Raw genomic sequence first — 14,857 nt, 5'->3', positions numbered from 1 at the left:
CGGTTTTCTCAGGCGCACATGCGGTGATCAGCTACGAATATCCTCTTAACGAGCGTATCCGCACCCTCCTGCGCCTGGAAGACCTGTACACCAAGCTCGCCCATTTTTCGCGCGGCGATGCTCCGCAGGATCACCACGTCACACTGCTCACCCTGTTCGAAATCCTCGAGGTCGCCGGCCGCGCCGACCTCAAGGTCGACCTCGTGCAGGAACTCGAACGCCAACGCCAGATCCTGATCTCCTTCCGCAACAATCCGGAGATCTCCGAGGAAGCGCTGTCGGGGGCACTCTACGAGATCGAACAGGCCTCCTCGTCGCTGCTCGCGATGGCCGGCAAGATCGGCCAGTACCTGCGCGAAAACGAGTGGCTGATGGCGATCCGCAGCCGCGCGTCGATTCCCGGCGGCGTGTGCCAGTTCGACCTGCCGTCCTACCACTACTGGCTGCAGCGCGATGCTGACCAGCGCAGACACGAGCTGTCCAACTGGGTACACCCGATGCTGCCGATCCGCGACGGACTCTCGATCGTCCTGCGCCTGCTGCGCGCGAGCGGGCGCCCCGAGACGCAGCTCGCCCGCGGCGGCACCTACCAGCTCATGATGGCCGGCCGCAGCGCACAGATGCTGCGCCTGCGCCTGCCTCCGAACGACGCCGTCGTGCCCGAGATCAGCGCCAACAAGTACGCGCTCAACGTCCGCTTCATGCTCTCCGAAACGGTGATCCGCCCGCGGCTCGCCGAGCGCGACGTCAACTTCGAACTCACTTTCTGCAGCCTCTGAGGCCGCCCGCAGCATGGCGAAGATCCGCACCGTCAATTGTCCGCAATGCGGCGCCCCCGTCCGCTGGGTGCCGGAGAACCGCTTCCGCCCGTTCTGCTCCGAACGCTGCAAGCAGATCGACCTCGGTGCCTGGGCATCCGAGGACTACCGCGTCCCAACCGCAGACGAGGGCGATCCGGGCGAGCAAAACCCCTCCGGACCCTCGACTCAGGACTGATCCCAAGTCCCGCGGATCGCCGCGATGCCATGCGCGCCAGCCATCCGCGCGCGCTCCATGTCGGCCAACCCCAGCCCCCCGAGCGCAAGCACGGGCATCGGCAGCCCGCTGACTAACTCCGTGAACCGCTCCCACCCCAGCGCCGCCTGCCCGGGATGCGTCGCGGTCGACTGCACCGCGCCCAGCACTACATAGTCCAGGCCGAGACCGGCCGCACGCTCCAGCTCCTCGCGCGTATGGCACGAGGCACCGACCCACTCCAGCGCCGGTCGCGCCCCCAGGACGCCCAGCTGCGCGGCCGACAGGTGCACGCCATCGGCCCCGGTCTCCGCTGCGAGCTCCGCGCTGCCGTTCACGACAACCGCCGCCCCACACGCCCGCGCCCGTTTCAAAACCTCGGCGGCAAAGGCACGTACTTCGGGCGTGGCCATTCCCGGCTCGCGCACCTGGACCAGCCGCAGACCGCCGGCCAGCGCCGCGTCGAGCAGCTCGAGCTGGCGCGCGACGCCAATTTCGGCCGCATGCGTGATCCCCATCCAGCGCGGCAGGCGCAAGGCCTTCAGGATCGGGCCGTTCGCCGGCAGCATCGGCCCGACCTCCGGCGCCTCCACCCGCTCCCAGGAAAGCGCGCTATGCACGTGATCGTGCAGCTCGCCTTCCCAGTCGGCAACCTCGAAGAAGTGCAACCGCACATGCGCATGCTCATACGCATGCTCGCGCGTGATCCATGGCCGCACGGCATGCACGCGAATCCCCAGTTCCTCGTCGAGCTCACGGATCAGCGCGTCGGCCGGCGACTCGCCCGACTCAACCTTGCCGCCGGGGAATTCCCAGTAGCCCGCGTAGAAGGTATCGGGCGCCCGCTGCCCGAGCAGGAAACGCCCGTCGCGGCGGAAGATCACGCCGGCAGCCACCTCGACGCGCTTGGTCATCGTGCGCTTCCCGTCTCGAAGCGCCCGGCCCAGTCACGCGCGAACTGCCAGGCAACACGCCCGGAACGGGAGCCGCGCATCAGCGCCCACTGCAAGGCCTCCTGCCGCGCACCGTCGATCGCCTTGCGATCCAGCCCGAAGGTCTTCAGCCAGTACGCGACGATCTCCAGATACTCGTCCTGGCTGAAGGGGTAAAAGGAGATCCACAGACCGAAGCGTTCCGAAAGCGATATCTTCTCCTCGACCGCTTCGCCCGGATGGATCTCGCCGTCCACATGCTTCGTCTGCAGGTTCTCGTCGTGGTACTCCGGCATCAGGTGACGCCGGTTCGAGGTCGCGTAGATCAGCACGTTATCGGGAACCGCCGCCACCGACCCGTCGAGCACGCTCTTCAGCGCCTTGTAGGCGGGCTCCGCGTCCTCGAAGGACAGATCGTCGCAGAACAGGATGAAGCGCTCCGGCCGCCCCTGGACCAGCTCGATGATCTCGGGTAGGTCCATCAGGTCGTCGCGATCGACTTCGATCAGCCGCAAGCCCTTGCCCGCGTAGGCGTTCAGCAAGGCCTTCACGAGCGACGACTTACCGGTGCCGCGGGCCCCGGTCAGCAGCACGTTGTTCGCGCGCCTGCCCGCGAGGAACTGCCGCGTGTTGAAATCGATGCGCTCCTTCTGCCCATCAACGTCGCGCAGATCCTTGAGGCGGATCCCGTGCGGACGCGTCACGGGCACGAGGCTCGCATGACCGTTCCGCCTGCGCCACAGGAAGGCCGGCGCGGCTGACCAGTCGGGCGCCTCCAGCGGACGCGGCAGCAGCTGCTCCAGTCGCCCGATCAGCTGCTCGGCGCGCGTCACCAATTGCACTAGATCACTCATCTCGATTTGTTCTTCCTTCGTTCGCGTCACCATCGCGCCGCCTCGGCCACGTCGCCCACACGATCACCAGCAGCAGCGCGAGCGCGACGCCCGCTTCCAGAAAGATCACCCACATTGCGCTCTCCTGCGGGAATGGCGATTCGGGCCGATCCGGGCAAGCCGGTATACTGGGGGCCCTTGATTTCACGAGTCTACCTGATCCTCCCCATGAACCGGCGCGCCCCAACATCACTCGCGCAGCGCCTGCTGTGTCTCCTGCCCTTCGTTCTACTCGCAGCCTGCGCCAGCCAGCCGCCGGCGCCCGCGACCGCCACGACCCCGTGCACGGCAGCGAAGCCCTGCCCGTCATGCCCGACCTGTGTGGCCCCACAGACGCCCGCAGCGGCACAGCCCCCCGCTCCGTCGCCCGCTGTGGAAGCGCTGCAGCGCACAAGCTGGAGCGAACTGCCCGATTGGCGTAGCGACGATGTCGCACAAGCCTGGCCCGCCCTGCGCCAGTCGTGCAAGGTCCTCGCCAAACAGCCGCGCTGGCAGCGCGTGTGCGACGACGCGCAGCGCCTCGGCGACACCCCCGGCGCGACCGCCGTACGCCAGTTCATCGAAACCCGCTTCACCCCATGGGCCGTCCGCAACCCCGACGGCACGGCCGACGGCCTGATCACGGGTTACTACGAGCCCATCATCAAGGGCAGCCGTTCGCGCTCGGAACGCTATCCGTGGCCCGTCCACGGCGTGCCGGGCGACATGCTCACGATCGAGTTCGGCGACCTCTATCCCGACATGCGCAATCTTCGCCTGCGCGGCCGTCTGGTCGGCAAGAAGGTCGTGCCCTACTGGACGCGCGCCGAACTCGACGGCATGCAGGACCGATCCCCCGCGCCAACCCTGCTGTGGGCAGCCGATCCGATCGACCTGTTCTTCCTCCAGGTGCAAGGCTCCGGACGCGTGGAACTGCCCGACGGCAGCCAGGTCCGCATCGGCTACGCCGACCAGAACGGCCACCCTTACCAATCGATCGGCCGCTGGCTCGTGAACCAGGGTGAACTACCGCTCGACAAGGCCTCCATGGACGGCATCAAGAACTGGGCGCGCAACAACCCGCACCGCCTCGCCGAACTGCTGCACACCAACCCGAGCTACGTCTTCTTCAAGGAAATGCCAGCCTCCACCGGCGGCCCCACCGGCGCACTCGGCGTCCCGCTCACGCCGGGGCGCAGCCTGGCCGTCGACCCGCGCACCATCCCGCTGGGCGCTCCCGTCTTCCTCGCGACGACCGCACCGAACAGCGACCGTCCGCTGCGCAGGCTGATGCTCGCCCAGGACACCGGCGGCGCCATCAAGGGAGCCGTCAGGGCAGACTTCTTCTGGGGACTCGGCGCGGATGCCGGCGTACAGGCCGGCCGCATGCGCCAACCGGGCCAGCTGTGGATCCTGCTACCGAGCGAACCCGGCGCCCTCTGAGGGCGCCAGAAAAACGAACGGCGCCCTCAGGCGCCGTCGTTCGTCGTCTTACTTCGCGACGCTCGCTAGCTGCTGCTCAAGTTCCGCCGCCGGCACGTAGCCGCCCAGGCGGCGCCCGTCGGCGAGGAAGATCGTCGGCGTGCCGTTGATGCGCAGCTTCTGGCCGAGCGCCACGTTCCGGTCCACCGCTCCGCTGTCACACTTCGCCGCAACCGGGGTCTTCGCCTCGAGGATCCACTCGTTCCATGCCTTTGCGCGATCCTTCGCACACCAGATGTTGCGCGACTTTTCGGTTGAGTCCGGGCTCAGGATCGGGAACAGAAAGGTATAGAGCGTCACATCCTTCATCTGGGAAAGCTCCTTGCCGAGCCGCTTGCAGTACGTGCAGTTCGGATCCTCGAACGTCACCAGCACCCGCGAACCGTTGCCGCGAACCTGCTTGATCGCGTGGTCGAGCGGCAGCGACGCGAAATCGATCGACGACAGCTGCGCCATGCGCGCCGCCGTGACATCCTTCCGGGTCTTCGTGTCGATCAGGCGCCCGTCGAGGAAGAAGCTCGTCTTCTCGTCCGTGTAGATCAGCTCCCCGCTCTTCATCACGACCTCGTAGAGGCCGGCATACGGCAGCTTCACAACCGACTCGACCGCCGGAGCACCAACGAAGGCCTCAACCGCCTTCTTCACTTCGGCCTCGTCGGCGCGTGCAGCCCCCTGCGTCAGCAGCACAAGCCCTAGAGCCGCGACCAGCGGACGGATTACCTTCTTAAGCATCTAACATCTCCATAGAATCAGAATCGGCCGCCCACGGCATAACGCACGAGCGCGTTGCGTACGACAGGCAAACGGTCGGTGAGGTTCAAACCGGCGTTGCGCACGGCCGCGAGCAGCGGATTGCGCGAGCCGAACAGGCGGTTGAGCCCGTGTGTCGCGTATTGAACCAGAAAGGGTTCCTCGGCGCGCGCCCGGGCATAGCCGCGCAGCACCGCGATCTCCCCTGGATCCCGCCATGCGGGAAGCTCCCTGAGCACCGCAGCAAGCGCCCGCGCATCCTGGAAGCCCAGATTGATGCCGTGCCCCGAAAGCGGATGGATCGCATGCGCCGCATCGCCGACCAGCACCACGCGCTCCTTCACCACCGACGACACGCGCATGAAGCGCAGCGGGAAGGCCTGCGCCGGCGTCACCAGGTCCAGCGTACCGAGCACGCCGCCCGCAGCGTCAGCTACACGTCGGCACAGCGCAGCCCCGTCCAGCGCAAGCAGCGAATCGGCGAAGCCGTCTGCACATGACCAGACCATCGACACCATACGCCCAGGCAGCGGGAGCAGCGCGAGGATGCCGTCATCACGAAACCACTGGAACGCTCGGCCGCGATGATCCGCTCCGCACCTGAAGTTCGCCACGACGCCGCGTTCCCCGTAGGGGCTGATCTCCGCATCGATTCCCGCCTGCTTGCGCACCCAGGAATTGACGCCGTCGGCACCGACAACGAGCCGGCCGTAAATCGACTTCCGGCCGGGAAGCGCGAGCGAAACACTCTCCCTATCCACGGCCATCGCCTCCGGCGCGTCGCCGACCAGCATCGTCACGTTGTGCTGGCGCTTGACCGTTTCCCACAGCTCGCGTTGCATCCGTCCGGACTCGACGATCCAGGCGAGTTCCGACAAGCCACTGCCGTACGACGAAAACTCGAGTACCCCACCCGCATCCCCGCGGATCGACATCGCGTGTACTGGCGCTATCCGCCCGGAATCGAGGTGCTGCCAGATCCCGCTCTCCCGAAGGAACTCCGCGCATGCCGGACTGATCGCGTAGACACGCGGATCCCAGCCCTCGACCACGGCAGGCGGACGCGCCTCGACGAGCGCGATACGGTAGCGGGTTCCCTGCAGAGCGGCCGCGAGGCTTGCACCGGCGAGCCCCCCGCCTACGATGATCAGATCGAAATCCATTAAATGCCAATCCGGTGAAGAGTGGCGATTCTGCACGATGCGTTGCCTCAAGTCACGGTCGCACGACACGGTCCGGACCGGCGGTAGACGTAAAAAAGCCGCTGCCCTGGAGTAGGGAAGCGGCTTTTTTGGAGTGGGGTAGTCTGACGATGACCTACTTTCGCACTCACGAAGAGCACTATCATCGGCGCGGTCCTGTTTCACTGTCCTGTTCGGGATGGGAAGGAGTGGTTCCGGGACGCTATGGTCGTCAGACTGTAAGGGGTCACAAAGTGGAGAAGTAGAGTGTGTGGGAGTGTGATTGTTTAGCGTGTTGAGTTCGCTGTGATCCAGGGTTATAGGATCAAGCCTCACGGGCAATTAGTATCGGTTAGCTTAACGCATTACTGCGCTTCCACACCCGACCTATCAACGTTGTAGTCTTCAACGACCCTTCAGGGGGCTCGAGGCCCCGGGGAAGTCTCATCTTGAGGCGAGTTTCCCGCTTAGATGCTTTCAGCGGTTATCTCTTCCGTACTTAGCTACCCGGCGATGCGACTGGCGTCACAACCGGTACACCAGGGGTACGTCCACTCCGGTCCTCTCGTACTAGGAGCAGGTCCTCTCAAACTTCCAGCGCCCACGGCAGATAGGGACCAAACTGTCTCACGACGTTTTAAACCCAGCTCACGTACCACTTTAAATGGCGAACAGCCATACCCTTGGGACCGGCTACAGCCCCAGGATGTGATGAGCCGACATCGAGGTGCCAAACTCCGCCGTCGATGTGAACTCTTGGGCGGAATCAGCCTGTTATCCCCAGAGTACCTTTTATCCGTTGAGCGATGGCCCTTCCATACAGAACCACCGGATCACTATGACCTGCTTTCGCACCTGCTCGACTTGTCGGTCTCGCAGTCAAGCCGCCTTTTGCCATTGCACTATCAGTACGATGTCCGACCGTACCTAGGCGACCTTCGTACTCCTCCGTTACCTTTTGGGAGGAGACCGCCCCAGTCAAACTGCCTGCCATGCACGGTCCCCGACCCGGATTCACGGGCCAAGGTTAGAACCTCAACGACACCAGGGTGGTATTTCAAGGTTGGCTCCACGAGAACTAGCGTCCCCGCTTCAAAGCCTCCCACCTATCCTACACAAGTCCCGTCAAAGTCCAATGCAAAGCTACAGTAAAGGTTCATGGGGTCTTTCCGTCTAGCCGCGGGTAGATTGCATCTTCACAAACATTTCAACTTCGCTGAGTCTCAGGAGGAGACAGTGTGGCCATCGTTACGCCATTCGTGCAGGTCGGAACTTACCCGACAAGGAATTTCGCTACCTTAGGACCGTTATAGTTACGGCCGCCGTTTACCGGGGCTTCGATCAAGAGCTTGCACCCCATCACTTAACCTTCCGGCACCGGGCAGGCGTCACACCCTATACGTCCACTTTCGTGTTTGCAGAGTGCTGTGTTTTTAATAAACAGTCGCAGCCACCGATTCTCTGCGGCCCCTTCGCCCTTCGGATGTACTCCTACAAGCTAGTGGGGCATACCTTCTCCCGAAGTTACGGTATCAATTTGCCGAGTTCCTTCTCCTGAGTTCTCTCAAGCGCCTTAGAATTTTCTTCCTGCCCACCTGTGTCGGTTTGCGGTACGGTCGATTTTAGACTGAAGCTTAGAGGCTTTTCCTGGAAGCATGGTATTAGTCACTTCGGTCTCAAAGAGACCTCGTCATCACGCCTCAGCTTAGCTCCGCGGATTTGCCTACGGTGCACGCCTACACGCTTAAACCGGGACGTCCAACACCCGGCTGACCTAACCTTCTCCGTCCCCCCATCGCATCTAAAATCGGTACAGGAATATTGACCTGTTTCCCATCGACTACGCATTTCTGCCTCGCCTTAGGGGCCGACTCACCCTGCGTCGATGAACGTTGCGCAGGAAACCTTGGGCTTTCGGCGAGGGTGCTTTTCACACCCTTTATCGCTACTCATGTCAGCATTCGCACTTCCGATACCTCCAGCATCCCTCTCGAGACACCTTCGCAGGCTTACGGAACGCTCCCCTACCATCTCTTTCGAGATCCGCAGCTTCGGTTCATGGCTTGAGCCCCGTTACATCTTCCGCGCAGGACGACTCGACTAGTGAGCTATTACGCTTTCTTTAAAGGGTGGCTGCTTCTAAGCCAACCTCCTAGCTGTCTATGCCTTCCCACTTCGTTTCCCACTTAGCCATGTATTTGGGACCTTAGCTGGCGGTCTGGGTTGTTTCCCTCTTGTCCCAGGACGTTAGCACCCCAGGACTGTCTGCCGTATATCACTTTGCGGTATTCGGAGTTTGCTATCGCGGGGTAGATCGCAGTGACCCCCCCAACGATTACAGTGCTCTACCCCCGCAAGTGTCCGTACGACGCACTACCTAAATAGTTTTCGGGGAGAACCAGCTATTTCCGGATTTGTTTAGCCTTTCACCCCTATCCACAGCTCATCCCCTAATTTTTCAACATTAGTGGGTTCGGACCTCCAGTACCTGTTACGGCACCTTCATCCTGGCCATGGATAGATCATCCGGTTTCGGGTCTACGCCCAGCAACTATGTCGCCCTTATCAGACTCGGTTTCCCTACGCCTCCCCTATTCGGTTAAGCTCGCTACTGAACGTAAGTCGCTGACCCATTATACAAAAGGTACGCAGTCACCCCACAAGGAGGCTCCCACTGTTTGTATGCATGCGGTTTCAGGATCTATTTCACTCCCCTCCCGGGGTTCTTTTCGCCTTTCCCTCACGGTACTGGTTCACTATCGGTCGATCACGAGTATTTAGCCTTGGAGGATGGTCCCCCCATCTTCAGACAGGATTTCTCGTGTCCCGCCCTACTTGTCGCACGCTCAGACCCGCCACCTACTTTTCGCATACGGGACTATCACCCTGTATTGTCGGACTTTCCAGACCGTTCTGCTAAATAGATGGTTTAGTCGTGCAGGCTACTCCCCGTTCGCTCGCCACTACTTGGGGAATCTCGGTTGATTTCTGTTCCTGCGGCTACTTAGATGTTTCAGTTCGCCGCGTTCGCCTCCTCTGGCCTATGTATTCAGCCAGGGATACTCCCGAAGGAGTGGGTTTCCCCATTCGGACATCGGGGGATCAAAGCTCCATTGCCAGCTCCCCCCCGCTTTTCGCAGGCTTGCACGTCCTTCATCGCCTGTGATCGCCAAGGCATCCACCACATGCACTTAGTCGCTTGATCCTATAACCCTGGACCCTGTCGCCAGGGACCCAGTCATAGGCGAACTCACGCTTGTGCGCAACCGCCTGCTGCTGGTTCAAAGCGCAGACGATTGCAATGCAATCACACAACCCATGTTCAACCCCTGTCTTCACGCGCCGCTGACACAGCGCAACAGAGATTGCACACTTTACTTCTTCCACTTTGTTAAAGAACACTGGCACCAAGGCCTAAGCACTGCACACGACCGTGCACACTGCTTAGCCCTACAGTCGAGCCCACCGAAGCGTTGGTGGAGGATGACGGGATCGAACCGACGACCCCCTGCTTGCAAAGCAGGTGCTCTCCCAGCTGAGCTAATCCCCCTCGTTCGGTGGTGGGTCTGGTTGGGTTCGAACCAACGACCCCCGCCTTATCAAGACGGTGCTCTAACCAGCTGAGCTACAGACCCTCGTCATCTCGAGGCTCGTGCCTGAACAACCGATAAGTTGTGGATACTTGGTCAGATGCGACCTGTCTCTTGAAAGGAGGTGATCCAGCCGCACCTTCCGATACGGCTACCTTGTTACGACTTCACCCCAGTCATGAATCTCACCGTGGTAAGCGCCCCCCCGAAGGTTAAGCTACCTACTTCTGGTGAAACCCACTCCCATGGTGTGACGGGCGGTGTGTACAAGACCCGGGAACGTATTCACCGCAGCATGCTGATCTGCGATTACTAGCGATTCCGACTTCACGTAGTCGAGTTGCAGACTACGATCCGGACTACGATCGGCTTTAAGGGATTGGCTCCAGCTCGCGCTTTGGCAGCCCTCTGTACCGACCATTGTATGACGTGTGAAGCCCTACCCATAAGGGCCATGAGGACTTGACGTCATCCCCACCTTCCTCCGGTTTGTCACCGGCAGTCTCGCTAAAGTGCCCAACTAAATGATGGCAATTAACGACAAGGGTTGCGCTCGTTGCGGGACTTAACCCAACATCTCACGACACGAGCTGACGACAGCCATGCAGCACCTGTGTCCTGGTTCCCGAAGGCACTCCCTGATCTCTCAAGGATTCCAGGCATGTCAAGGGTAGGTAAGGTTTTTCGCGTTGCATCGAATTAATCCACATCATCCACCGCTTGTGCGGGTCCCCGTCAATTCCTTTGAGTTTTAACCTTGCGGCCGTACTCCCCAGGCGGTCGACTTCACGCGTTAGCTGCGTCACTCAGTGAGTTACCTCTCCGAACGACTAGTCGACATCGTTTAGGGCGTGGACTACCAGGGTATCTAATCCTGTTTGCTCCCCACGCTTTCGTGCATGAGCGTCAGTATCGGCCCAGGGGGCTGCCTTCGCCATCGGTGTTCCTCCACATATCTACGCATTTCACTGCTACACGTGGAATTCCACCCCCCTCTGCCGTACTCTAGCCGTGCAGTCACAAGCGCAGTTCCCAGGTTAAGCCCGGGGATTTCACACCTGTCTTACACAACCGCCTGCGCACGCTTTACGCCCAGTAATTCCGATTAACGCTCGCACCCTACGTATTACCGCGGCTGCTGGCACGTAGTTAGCCGGTGCTTCTTCTGACAGTACCGTCATCCACCCCCCGTATTAGGAGGGGCGTTTTCTTTCCGTCTGAAAGAGCTTTACAACCCGAAGGCCTTCTTCACTCACGCGGCATGGCTGGATCAGGGTTGCCCCCATTGTCCAAAATTCCCCACTGCTGCCTCCCGTAGGAGTCTGGGCCGTGTCTCAGTCCCAGTGTGGCGGATCATCCTCTCAGACCCGCTACGGATCGTCGCCTTGGTAGGCCTTTACCCCACCAACTAGCTAATCCGACATCGGCCGCTCCAATCACGCGAGGTCTTGCGATCCCCCGCTTTCCCCCTCAGGGCGTATGCGGTATTAGCTACGCTTTCGCGTAGTTATCCCCCATGACTGGGCACGTTCCGATGCATTACTCACCCGTTCGCCACTCGCCGGCAGGCCGAAGCCCCCGCTGCCGTTCGACTTGCATGTGTAAAGCATGCCGCCAGCGTTCAATCTGAGCCAGGATCAAACTCTTAAGTTCAATCCAACAAAGTACTCAAAGAATCATTACTGACATCTGTGAGCACTCAATCTTTGCAACATTAAAACTGCCGAAGCAGTTCGGTCGCGCCAACCAAGCACCCACACTTATCGGTTGTCCAATTTTTTAAAGAACCGCTGCCGAAGCAGCGAGAAAGAGATTCTGACAAACTTCACTACTTTCGTCAAGCACCGCAGCAAACTTTTTTAAATCCGCTGCCGCACCGCACTCTCTTTCCTGCCCTCCACCGCCGCCGCACTTTCCGCGGCAGCGCTGAAGAGGCGCGAATTATATAGACCTCAAACACGCCGTCAAGCTGTTTGCGGAAAAATCCGGAAATTTATTCGCTCTGATAAAAACCAGCTCCGCCGGCGTAATTCTCGAATCGCGTGCATTCACCGACGAAGGTCATGCGCACGGTGCCGGTCGGGCCGTTACGATGCTTGCCGATAATCAGTTCGGCGGTGCCCTTATCCGGCGAATCGGGGTTATAGACCTCGTCGCGATAGATGAACATGATAATGTCCGCGTCCTGCTCGATGGCGCCGGATTCGCGAAGGTCGGACATCACGGGGCGCTTGTTCGGGCGTTGCTCGAGACTTCGATTGAGCTGCGACAGGGCCATGATCGGCACATGCAGCTCCTTCGCAAGCGACTTGATCGAGCGTGAGATCTCGGACAGCTCGGAGGCACGGTTGTCGCTGTCCTTGGTGCCGACCATGAGCTGCAGATAATCGATGACGATGAGGCCGAGCTTGCCGCACTGGCGCGAGAGGCGGCGCGCACGGGCGCGCAGGTCGATGGGGTTGAGTCCGGGCGTCTCGTCGATGAAAAGAGGCGCGTCGTAGAGCTTGCCCATCGCCATCGTGAGGCGCTGCCAATCCTCGTCGCCGAGACGGCCCGTGCGGATCTTGCCTTGATCGATGCGCCCGACCGAGGATATGAAACGGGTGGCGAGCTGCGTACCCGGCATTTCCATCGAGAAAATAGCAACCGGAAGCTTGCAGTCGATCGCGACGTGCTCGGCAACGTTGAGCGCGAAGGTGGTCTTGCCCATCGCGGGACGGCCGGCGACGATGATCATGTCCGAGGGCTGCAGACCGGAGGTCTTTTCGTCGAGATCGACCAGACCGGTCGGCACGCCTGTGACTTCGGACGGATTGTCGCGGTCGTAGAGCTCCTGGACGCGATCGACGACCTGCTTGAGGATGGGCTGGATCGAGACGAAGCCGGTGGAGCTGCGCGCGCCCGCCTCGGCGATCTCGAACACCTTGGCTTCGGCCTCGTCGAGCAAGGTCTTGGCGTCACGACCGGTCGCGCTGAGCGCGGAGGCGGCTATCTCGTCGCCGACGGTGACGAGTTTGCGCAGGATCGCGCGCTCGCGGACGATTTCGGCGTAGCGACGGATGTTGGCCGCCGACGGCGTGCTATTGGCGATCTCGGCAAGATAGGCGAGTCCGCCCGCCTGCTCGGATTCGCCGTTCTTTTCGAGCGACTCGAAGACCGTGACGACATCGGCTGGCTTGCCGAGGTCGAGCAGCTTGCTGATGTGGCGGAAGATGCGCCGGTGGTCGTCACGATAGAAGTCGACTTCGCTGGCGAGGTCGGCGACGCGCTCCCAGGCTTGGTTGTCGAGGAGGATGCCGCCGATCAGCGACTGCTCGGCTTCGAGCGAGTGCGGCGGGAGCTTGATTGCCGAGATCGCGGGGTCGCCGGAGTTCTCGGAAAAGCGGCGCTTTTGAGTGGCCATCGGAGGCAGTCTTCCAGGGGAGCGATGCTGAATTCTAACGAAGCGGCAGACGGCGCTGAAAAACAAAAGGGGCTGCCGAGGCAGCCCCTTGTGCAATCACGTCAGCGCAGGCGGATTACTGTTCACCGAGCACGGAAACGGTAACCGGAACCACGACGTCGTGGTGCAGAGCAATGTCGATCTGCACGTCGCCGACGGCCTTGATCGGGCCCTCCGGCATGCGGATGGTGCTGCGCTCGACCTTGAAGCCCTGACCTTCCAGCGCTTCGGCGATGTCGATGTTGGTGACGGAGCCGAACAGGCGGCCGTCCATGCCAGCCTTGCGGGCGATCTGCAGCATCAGGCCTTCGAGCTTGGTGGCGACAGCCTGAGCTTCGACGAGCTTCTCGGCCTGGGCCTTTTCGAGTTCGGCGCGCTTGGCTTCGAATGCGGCCATGTTGACCTGGGTCGCACGCTTGGCCTTGCCTTGGGGGATCAGGTAGTTGCGGGCGTAGCCGTCCTTGACCTTGACCACATCGCCGAGGGTGCCGAGGTTGGCGACTTTTTCGAGCAGAATGATTTGCATGTCCGATCTCTCCTGATTACTTGTGCAGATCGGTGTAAGGCAGCAGGGCGAGGAAGCGCGCGCGCTTGATCGCGGTCGACAGCTGACGCTGGTAGCCGGCCTTGGTGCCGGTGATGCGAGCCGGCATGATCTTGCTGTTTTCGGTGACGAAGTCCTTCAGGATGTCCACATCCTTGTAGTCGACTTCCTCGATCTTCTCCGCGGTGAAGCGGCAGAACTTGCGACGCTTGAACAGGCCGCGATTGCCGCGGTCATCCTTCTTCTTTGCAAACTTCTTGTTGAACGCCATTTTCGTTTCCTTCCAGAAATTCGATCTTGCTCAGGTGCAGTACCGGGCTCCGGCTGCGAAGACTCTTCGCGGCGAGAAATCCGGCGACCCTTATCCTCATGCCGGGGGATGCGCTGGCCAGCACACCGGCCAGTTCACCAACCGCCACCGCCTGCAGTTCCACCGAAACATCGCGAACCAGGCCCGCTTCCATTTGTTTCGATTCGTGCGCGAGGCCGCAAGCGGCGATCGGCACTCCTGCCGGGGTTCGACGCAGGGGCTGGAGTTCAGCGATCCGGGCGTCGAGGTGCAGCTGGTTGATCCCCTCGTCAGTCACCTCAGACGGATTCGGCCTCGGGCTTCGCTTCTTCCGCGGCAGGCGCGGCGGTCAGCGAGCGGGACTTCTCTTCCTTCATCATCGGCGACGGGGTGATCACGGCGGCCTTCATCTTGACGACGAGGTGGCGCAGGACGGCGTCGTTGAACTTGAAGGCGTGCTCGAGCTCGCCAAGAGCTTCGCCGTCGCACTCGATGTTCATGAGGACGTAGTGAGCCTTGTGCACCTTCTGGATCGGATAGGCCATCTGGCGGCGGCCCCAATCTTCGAGGCGGTGGATCTGGCCGTTGCGGGCGGTGACGAGCGACTTGTAGCGCTCGATCATCGCCGGGACCTGTTCCGACTGGTCCGGGTGGACGATGAATACAACTTCGTAATGTCGCATGGAGACTCCTTGCGGTTGATGACAGCTCCCCGGCATGCGCACCGGTAGAGCAAGGGAAGCCGATCAGATTAACAGGAA

Annotated in this window: 13 protein-coding genes, 2 tRNA genes and 3 rRNA genes; 3 read left to right on the top strand and 15 right to left on the bottom strand. The window is 61.3% G+C overall.

Annotated elements, in window-relative coordinates; genetic code table 11:
* Positions 1 to 23 precede the first annotated feature (23 nt).
* Both zapD and AzCIB_RS02810 read left to right on the top strand, forming a co-directional pair.
* Complete coding sequence (gene zapD / locus AzCIB_RS02815; protein WP_050414497.1) at positions 24 to 779, top strand: cell division protein ZapD; 756 nt, start codon at positions 24 to 26, stop codon at positions 777 to 779.
* A 13-nt stretch (positions 780 to 792) separates the two neighbouring features.
* Positions 793 to 996 carry a DNA gyrase inhibitor YacG gene (locus AzCIB_RS02810; RefSeq protein ID WP_050414496.1) on the top strand — a complete coding sequence of 68 codons (204 nt, stop codon included), beginning with the start codon at positions 793 to 795 and terminating at the stop codon, positions 994 to 996.
* Here AzCIB_RS02810 and AzCIB_RS02805 read toward each other — a convergent pair.
* The 3 genes from AzCIB_RS02805 to AzCIB_RS24830 are packed head-to-tail and all read right to left on the bottom strand — an operon-like array spanning position 987 to position 2,915.
* Positions 987 to 1,928 (bottom strand): Nudix family hydrolase, encoded by a 942-nt coding sequence (locus tag AzCIB_RS02805; RefSeq protein WP_050414495.1) that lies wholly within the window; start codon positions 1,926 to 1,928, stop codon positions 987 to 989. The two genes, AzCIB_RS02810 and AzCIB_RS02805, sit on opposite strands and share 10 nt — an antisense overlap.
* A complete protein-coding gene (locus AzCIB_RS02800; RefSeq protein ID WP_050414494.1) occupies positions 1,925 to 2,800 on the bottom strand; it encodes an ATP-binding protein in 876 nt (291 codons plus the stop codon). The genes AzCIB_RS02805 and AzCIB_RS02800 overlap by 4 nt, the downstream gene beginning before the upstream one ends.
* The gene (locus AzCIB_RS24830; protein WP_286130891.1) at positions 2,793 to 2,915 is read right to left on the bottom strand and encodes a hypothetical protein; all 123 of its coding nucleotides are present in this window, start codon (positions 2,913 to 2,915) and stop codon (positions 2,793 to 2,795) included. The genes AzCIB_RS02800 and AzCIB_RS24830 overlap by 8 nt, the downstream gene beginning before the upstream one ends.
* A 92-nt stretch (positions 2,916 to 3,007) precedes the next feature.
* Here AzCIB_RS24830 and mltA point away from each other — a divergent pair, with 92 nt between their 5' ends.
* Positions 3,008 to 4,261 carry a murein transglycosylase A gene (gene mltA / locus AzCIB_RS02795; protein ID WP_232299341.1) on the top strand — a complete coding sequence of 418 codons (1,254 nt, stop codon included), beginning with the start codon at positions 3,008 to 3,010 and terminating at the stop codon, positions 4,259 to 4,261.
* A 48-nt stretch (positions 4,262 to 4,309) separates the two neighbouring features.
* Here the strand turns inward: mltA and AzCIB_RS02790 are convergent, their stop codons facing one another.
* From AzCIB_RS02790 to rpsF, 12 genes are all read right to left on the bottom strand, one after another.
* Positions 4,310 to 5,032 (bottom strand): DsbC family protein, encoded by a 723-nt coding sequence (locus tag AzCIB_RS02790; protein ID WP_050414493.1) that lies wholly within the window; start codon positions 5,030 to 5,032, stop codon positions 4,310 to 4,312.
* A gap of 17 nt (positions 5,033 to 5,049) precedes the next feature.
* A complete protein-coding gene (locus AzCIB_RS02785; RefSeq protein WP_050414492.1) occupies positions 5,050 to 6,213 on the bottom strand; it encodes a UbiH/UbiF family hydroxylase in 1,164 nt (387 codons plus the stop codon).
* Positions 6,214 to 6,354: 141 nt separating this feature from the next.
* Positions 6,355 to 6,468 (bottom strand): 5S ribosomal RNA (gene rrf / locus AzCIB_RS02780).
* An 84-nt stretch (positions 6,469 to 6,552) separates the two neighbouring features.
* Positions 6,553 to 9,436 (bottom strand): 23S ribosomal RNA (locus AzCIB_RS02775).
* Between the two features lie 269 nt (positions 9,437 to 9,705).
* Positions 9,706 to 9,781: transfer RNA gene (locus AzCIB_RS02770), tRNA-Ala, on the bottom strand.
* A gap of 8 nt (positions 9,782 to 9,789) precedes the next feature.
* Positions 9,790 to 9,866, bottom strand: a tRNA-Ile gene (locus AzCIB_RS02765).
* Positions 9,867 to 9,938: 72 nt separating this feature from the next.
* Positions 9,939 to 11,474: ribosomal RNA gene (locus tag AzCIB_RS02760) — 16S ribosomal RNA — on the bottom strand.
* The 16S, 23S and 5S rRNA genes sit together here with 2 tRNA genes alongside, the layout of an rRNA operon.
* A 340-nt stretch (positions 11,475 to 11,814) precedes the next feature.
* Positions 11,815 to 13,224, bottom strand: coding sequence for a replicative DNA helicase (gene dnaB / locus AzCIB_RS02755; RefSeq protein ID WP_050414491.1), 1,410 nt, complete (start codon positions 13,222 to 13,224; stop codon positions 11,815 to 11,817).
* A 115-nt stretch (positions 13,225 to 13,339) separates the two neighbouring features.
* Positions 13,340 to 13,789, bottom strand: coding sequence for a 50S ribosomal protein L9 (gene rplI / locus AzCIB_RS02750; protein WP_050414490.1), 450 nt, complete (start codon positions 13,787 to 13,789; stop codon positions 13,340 to 13,342).
* A 16-nt stretch (positions 13,790 to 13,805) separates the two neighbouring features.
* Entirely contained in the window at positions 13,806 to 14,078 is a 273-nt protein-coding gene (rpsR, locus tag AzCIB_RS02745) for a 30S ribosomal protein S18 (protein ID WP_015434307.1), read from the bottom strand.
* On the bottom strand, positions 14,041 to 14,394 hold the full coding sequence (gene priB / locus AzCIB_RS23610; protein WP_083446855.1) for a primosomal replication protein N: 354 nt from the start codon (positions 14,392 to 14,394) through the stop codon (positions 14,041 to 14,043). Before priB ends, rpsR begins: the two co-directional genes overlap by 38 nt.
* Position 14,395: 1 nt before the next feature.
* Positions 14,396 to 14,779, bottom strand: coding sequence for a 30S ribosomal protein S6 (gene rpsF, locus AzCIB_RS02740; protein ID WP_050414488.1), 384 nt, complete (start codon positions 14,777 to 14,779; stop codon positions 14,396 to 14,398).
* Between the last annotated feature and the right edge of the window lie 78 nt (positions 14,780 to 14,857).

Origin of the sequence: Azoarcus sp. CIB, assembly GCF_001190925.1 — a bacterium.
Lineage (GTDB): Bacteria > Pseudomonadota > Gammaproteobacteria > Burkholderiales > Rhodocyclaceae > Aromatoleum.
The sequence above is the reverse complement of the archived record's forward strand: the minus strand, read 5'-3'. Positions and strand labels throughout refer to the sequence as shown.

Excerpts from the sequence above, each read along its gene's own strand:
- AzCIB_RS02810 (WP_050414496.1), top strand. The coding sequence starts at position 793 with ATGGCGAAGATCCGCACCGTCAATTGTCCGCAATGCGGCGCCCCCGTC.
- AzCIB_RS02805 (WP_050414495.1), bottom strand. The coding sequence starts at position 1,928 with ATGACCAAGCGCGTCGAGGTGGCTGCCGGCGTGATCTTCCGCCGCGAC.
- AzCIB_RS02800 (WP_050414494.1), bottom strand. The coding sequence starts at position 2,800 with ATGAGTGATCTAGTGCAATTGGTGACGCGCGCCGAGCAGCTGATCGGG.
- AzCIB_RS24830 (WP_286130891.1), bottom strand. The coding sequence starts at position 2,915 with ATGTGGGTGATCTTTCTGGAAGCGGGCGTCGCGCTCGCGCTGCTGCTG.
- mltA (WP_232299341.1), top strand. The coding sequence starts at position 3,008 with ATGAACCGGCGCGCCCCAACATCACTCGCGCAGCGCCTGCTGTGTCTC.
- AzCIB_RS02790 (WP_050414493.1), bottom strand. The coding sequence starts at position 5,032 with ATGCTTAAGAAGGTAATCCGTCCGCTGGTCGCGGCTCTAGGGCTTGTG.
- AzCIB_RS02785 (WP_050414492.1), bottom strand. The coding sequence starts at position 6,213 with ATGGATTTCGATCTGATCATCGTAGGCGGGGGGCTCGCCGGTGCAAGC.
- dnaB (WP_050414491.1), bottom strand. The coding sequence starts at position 13,224 with ATGGCCACTCAAAAGCGCCGCTTTTCCGAGAACTCCGGCGACCCCGCG.
- rplI (WP_050414490.1), bottom strand. The coding sequence starts at position 13,789 with ATGCAAATCATTCTGCTCGAAAAAGTCGCCAACCTCGGCACCCTCGGC.
- rpsR (WP_015434307.1), bottom strand. The coding sequence starts at position 14,078 with ATGGCGTTCAACAAGAAGTTTGCAAAGAAGAAGGATGACCGCGGCAAT.
- rpsF (WP_050414488.1), bottom strand. The coding sequence starts at position 14,779 with ATGCGACATTACGAAGTTGTATTCATCGTCCACCCGGACCAGTCGGAA.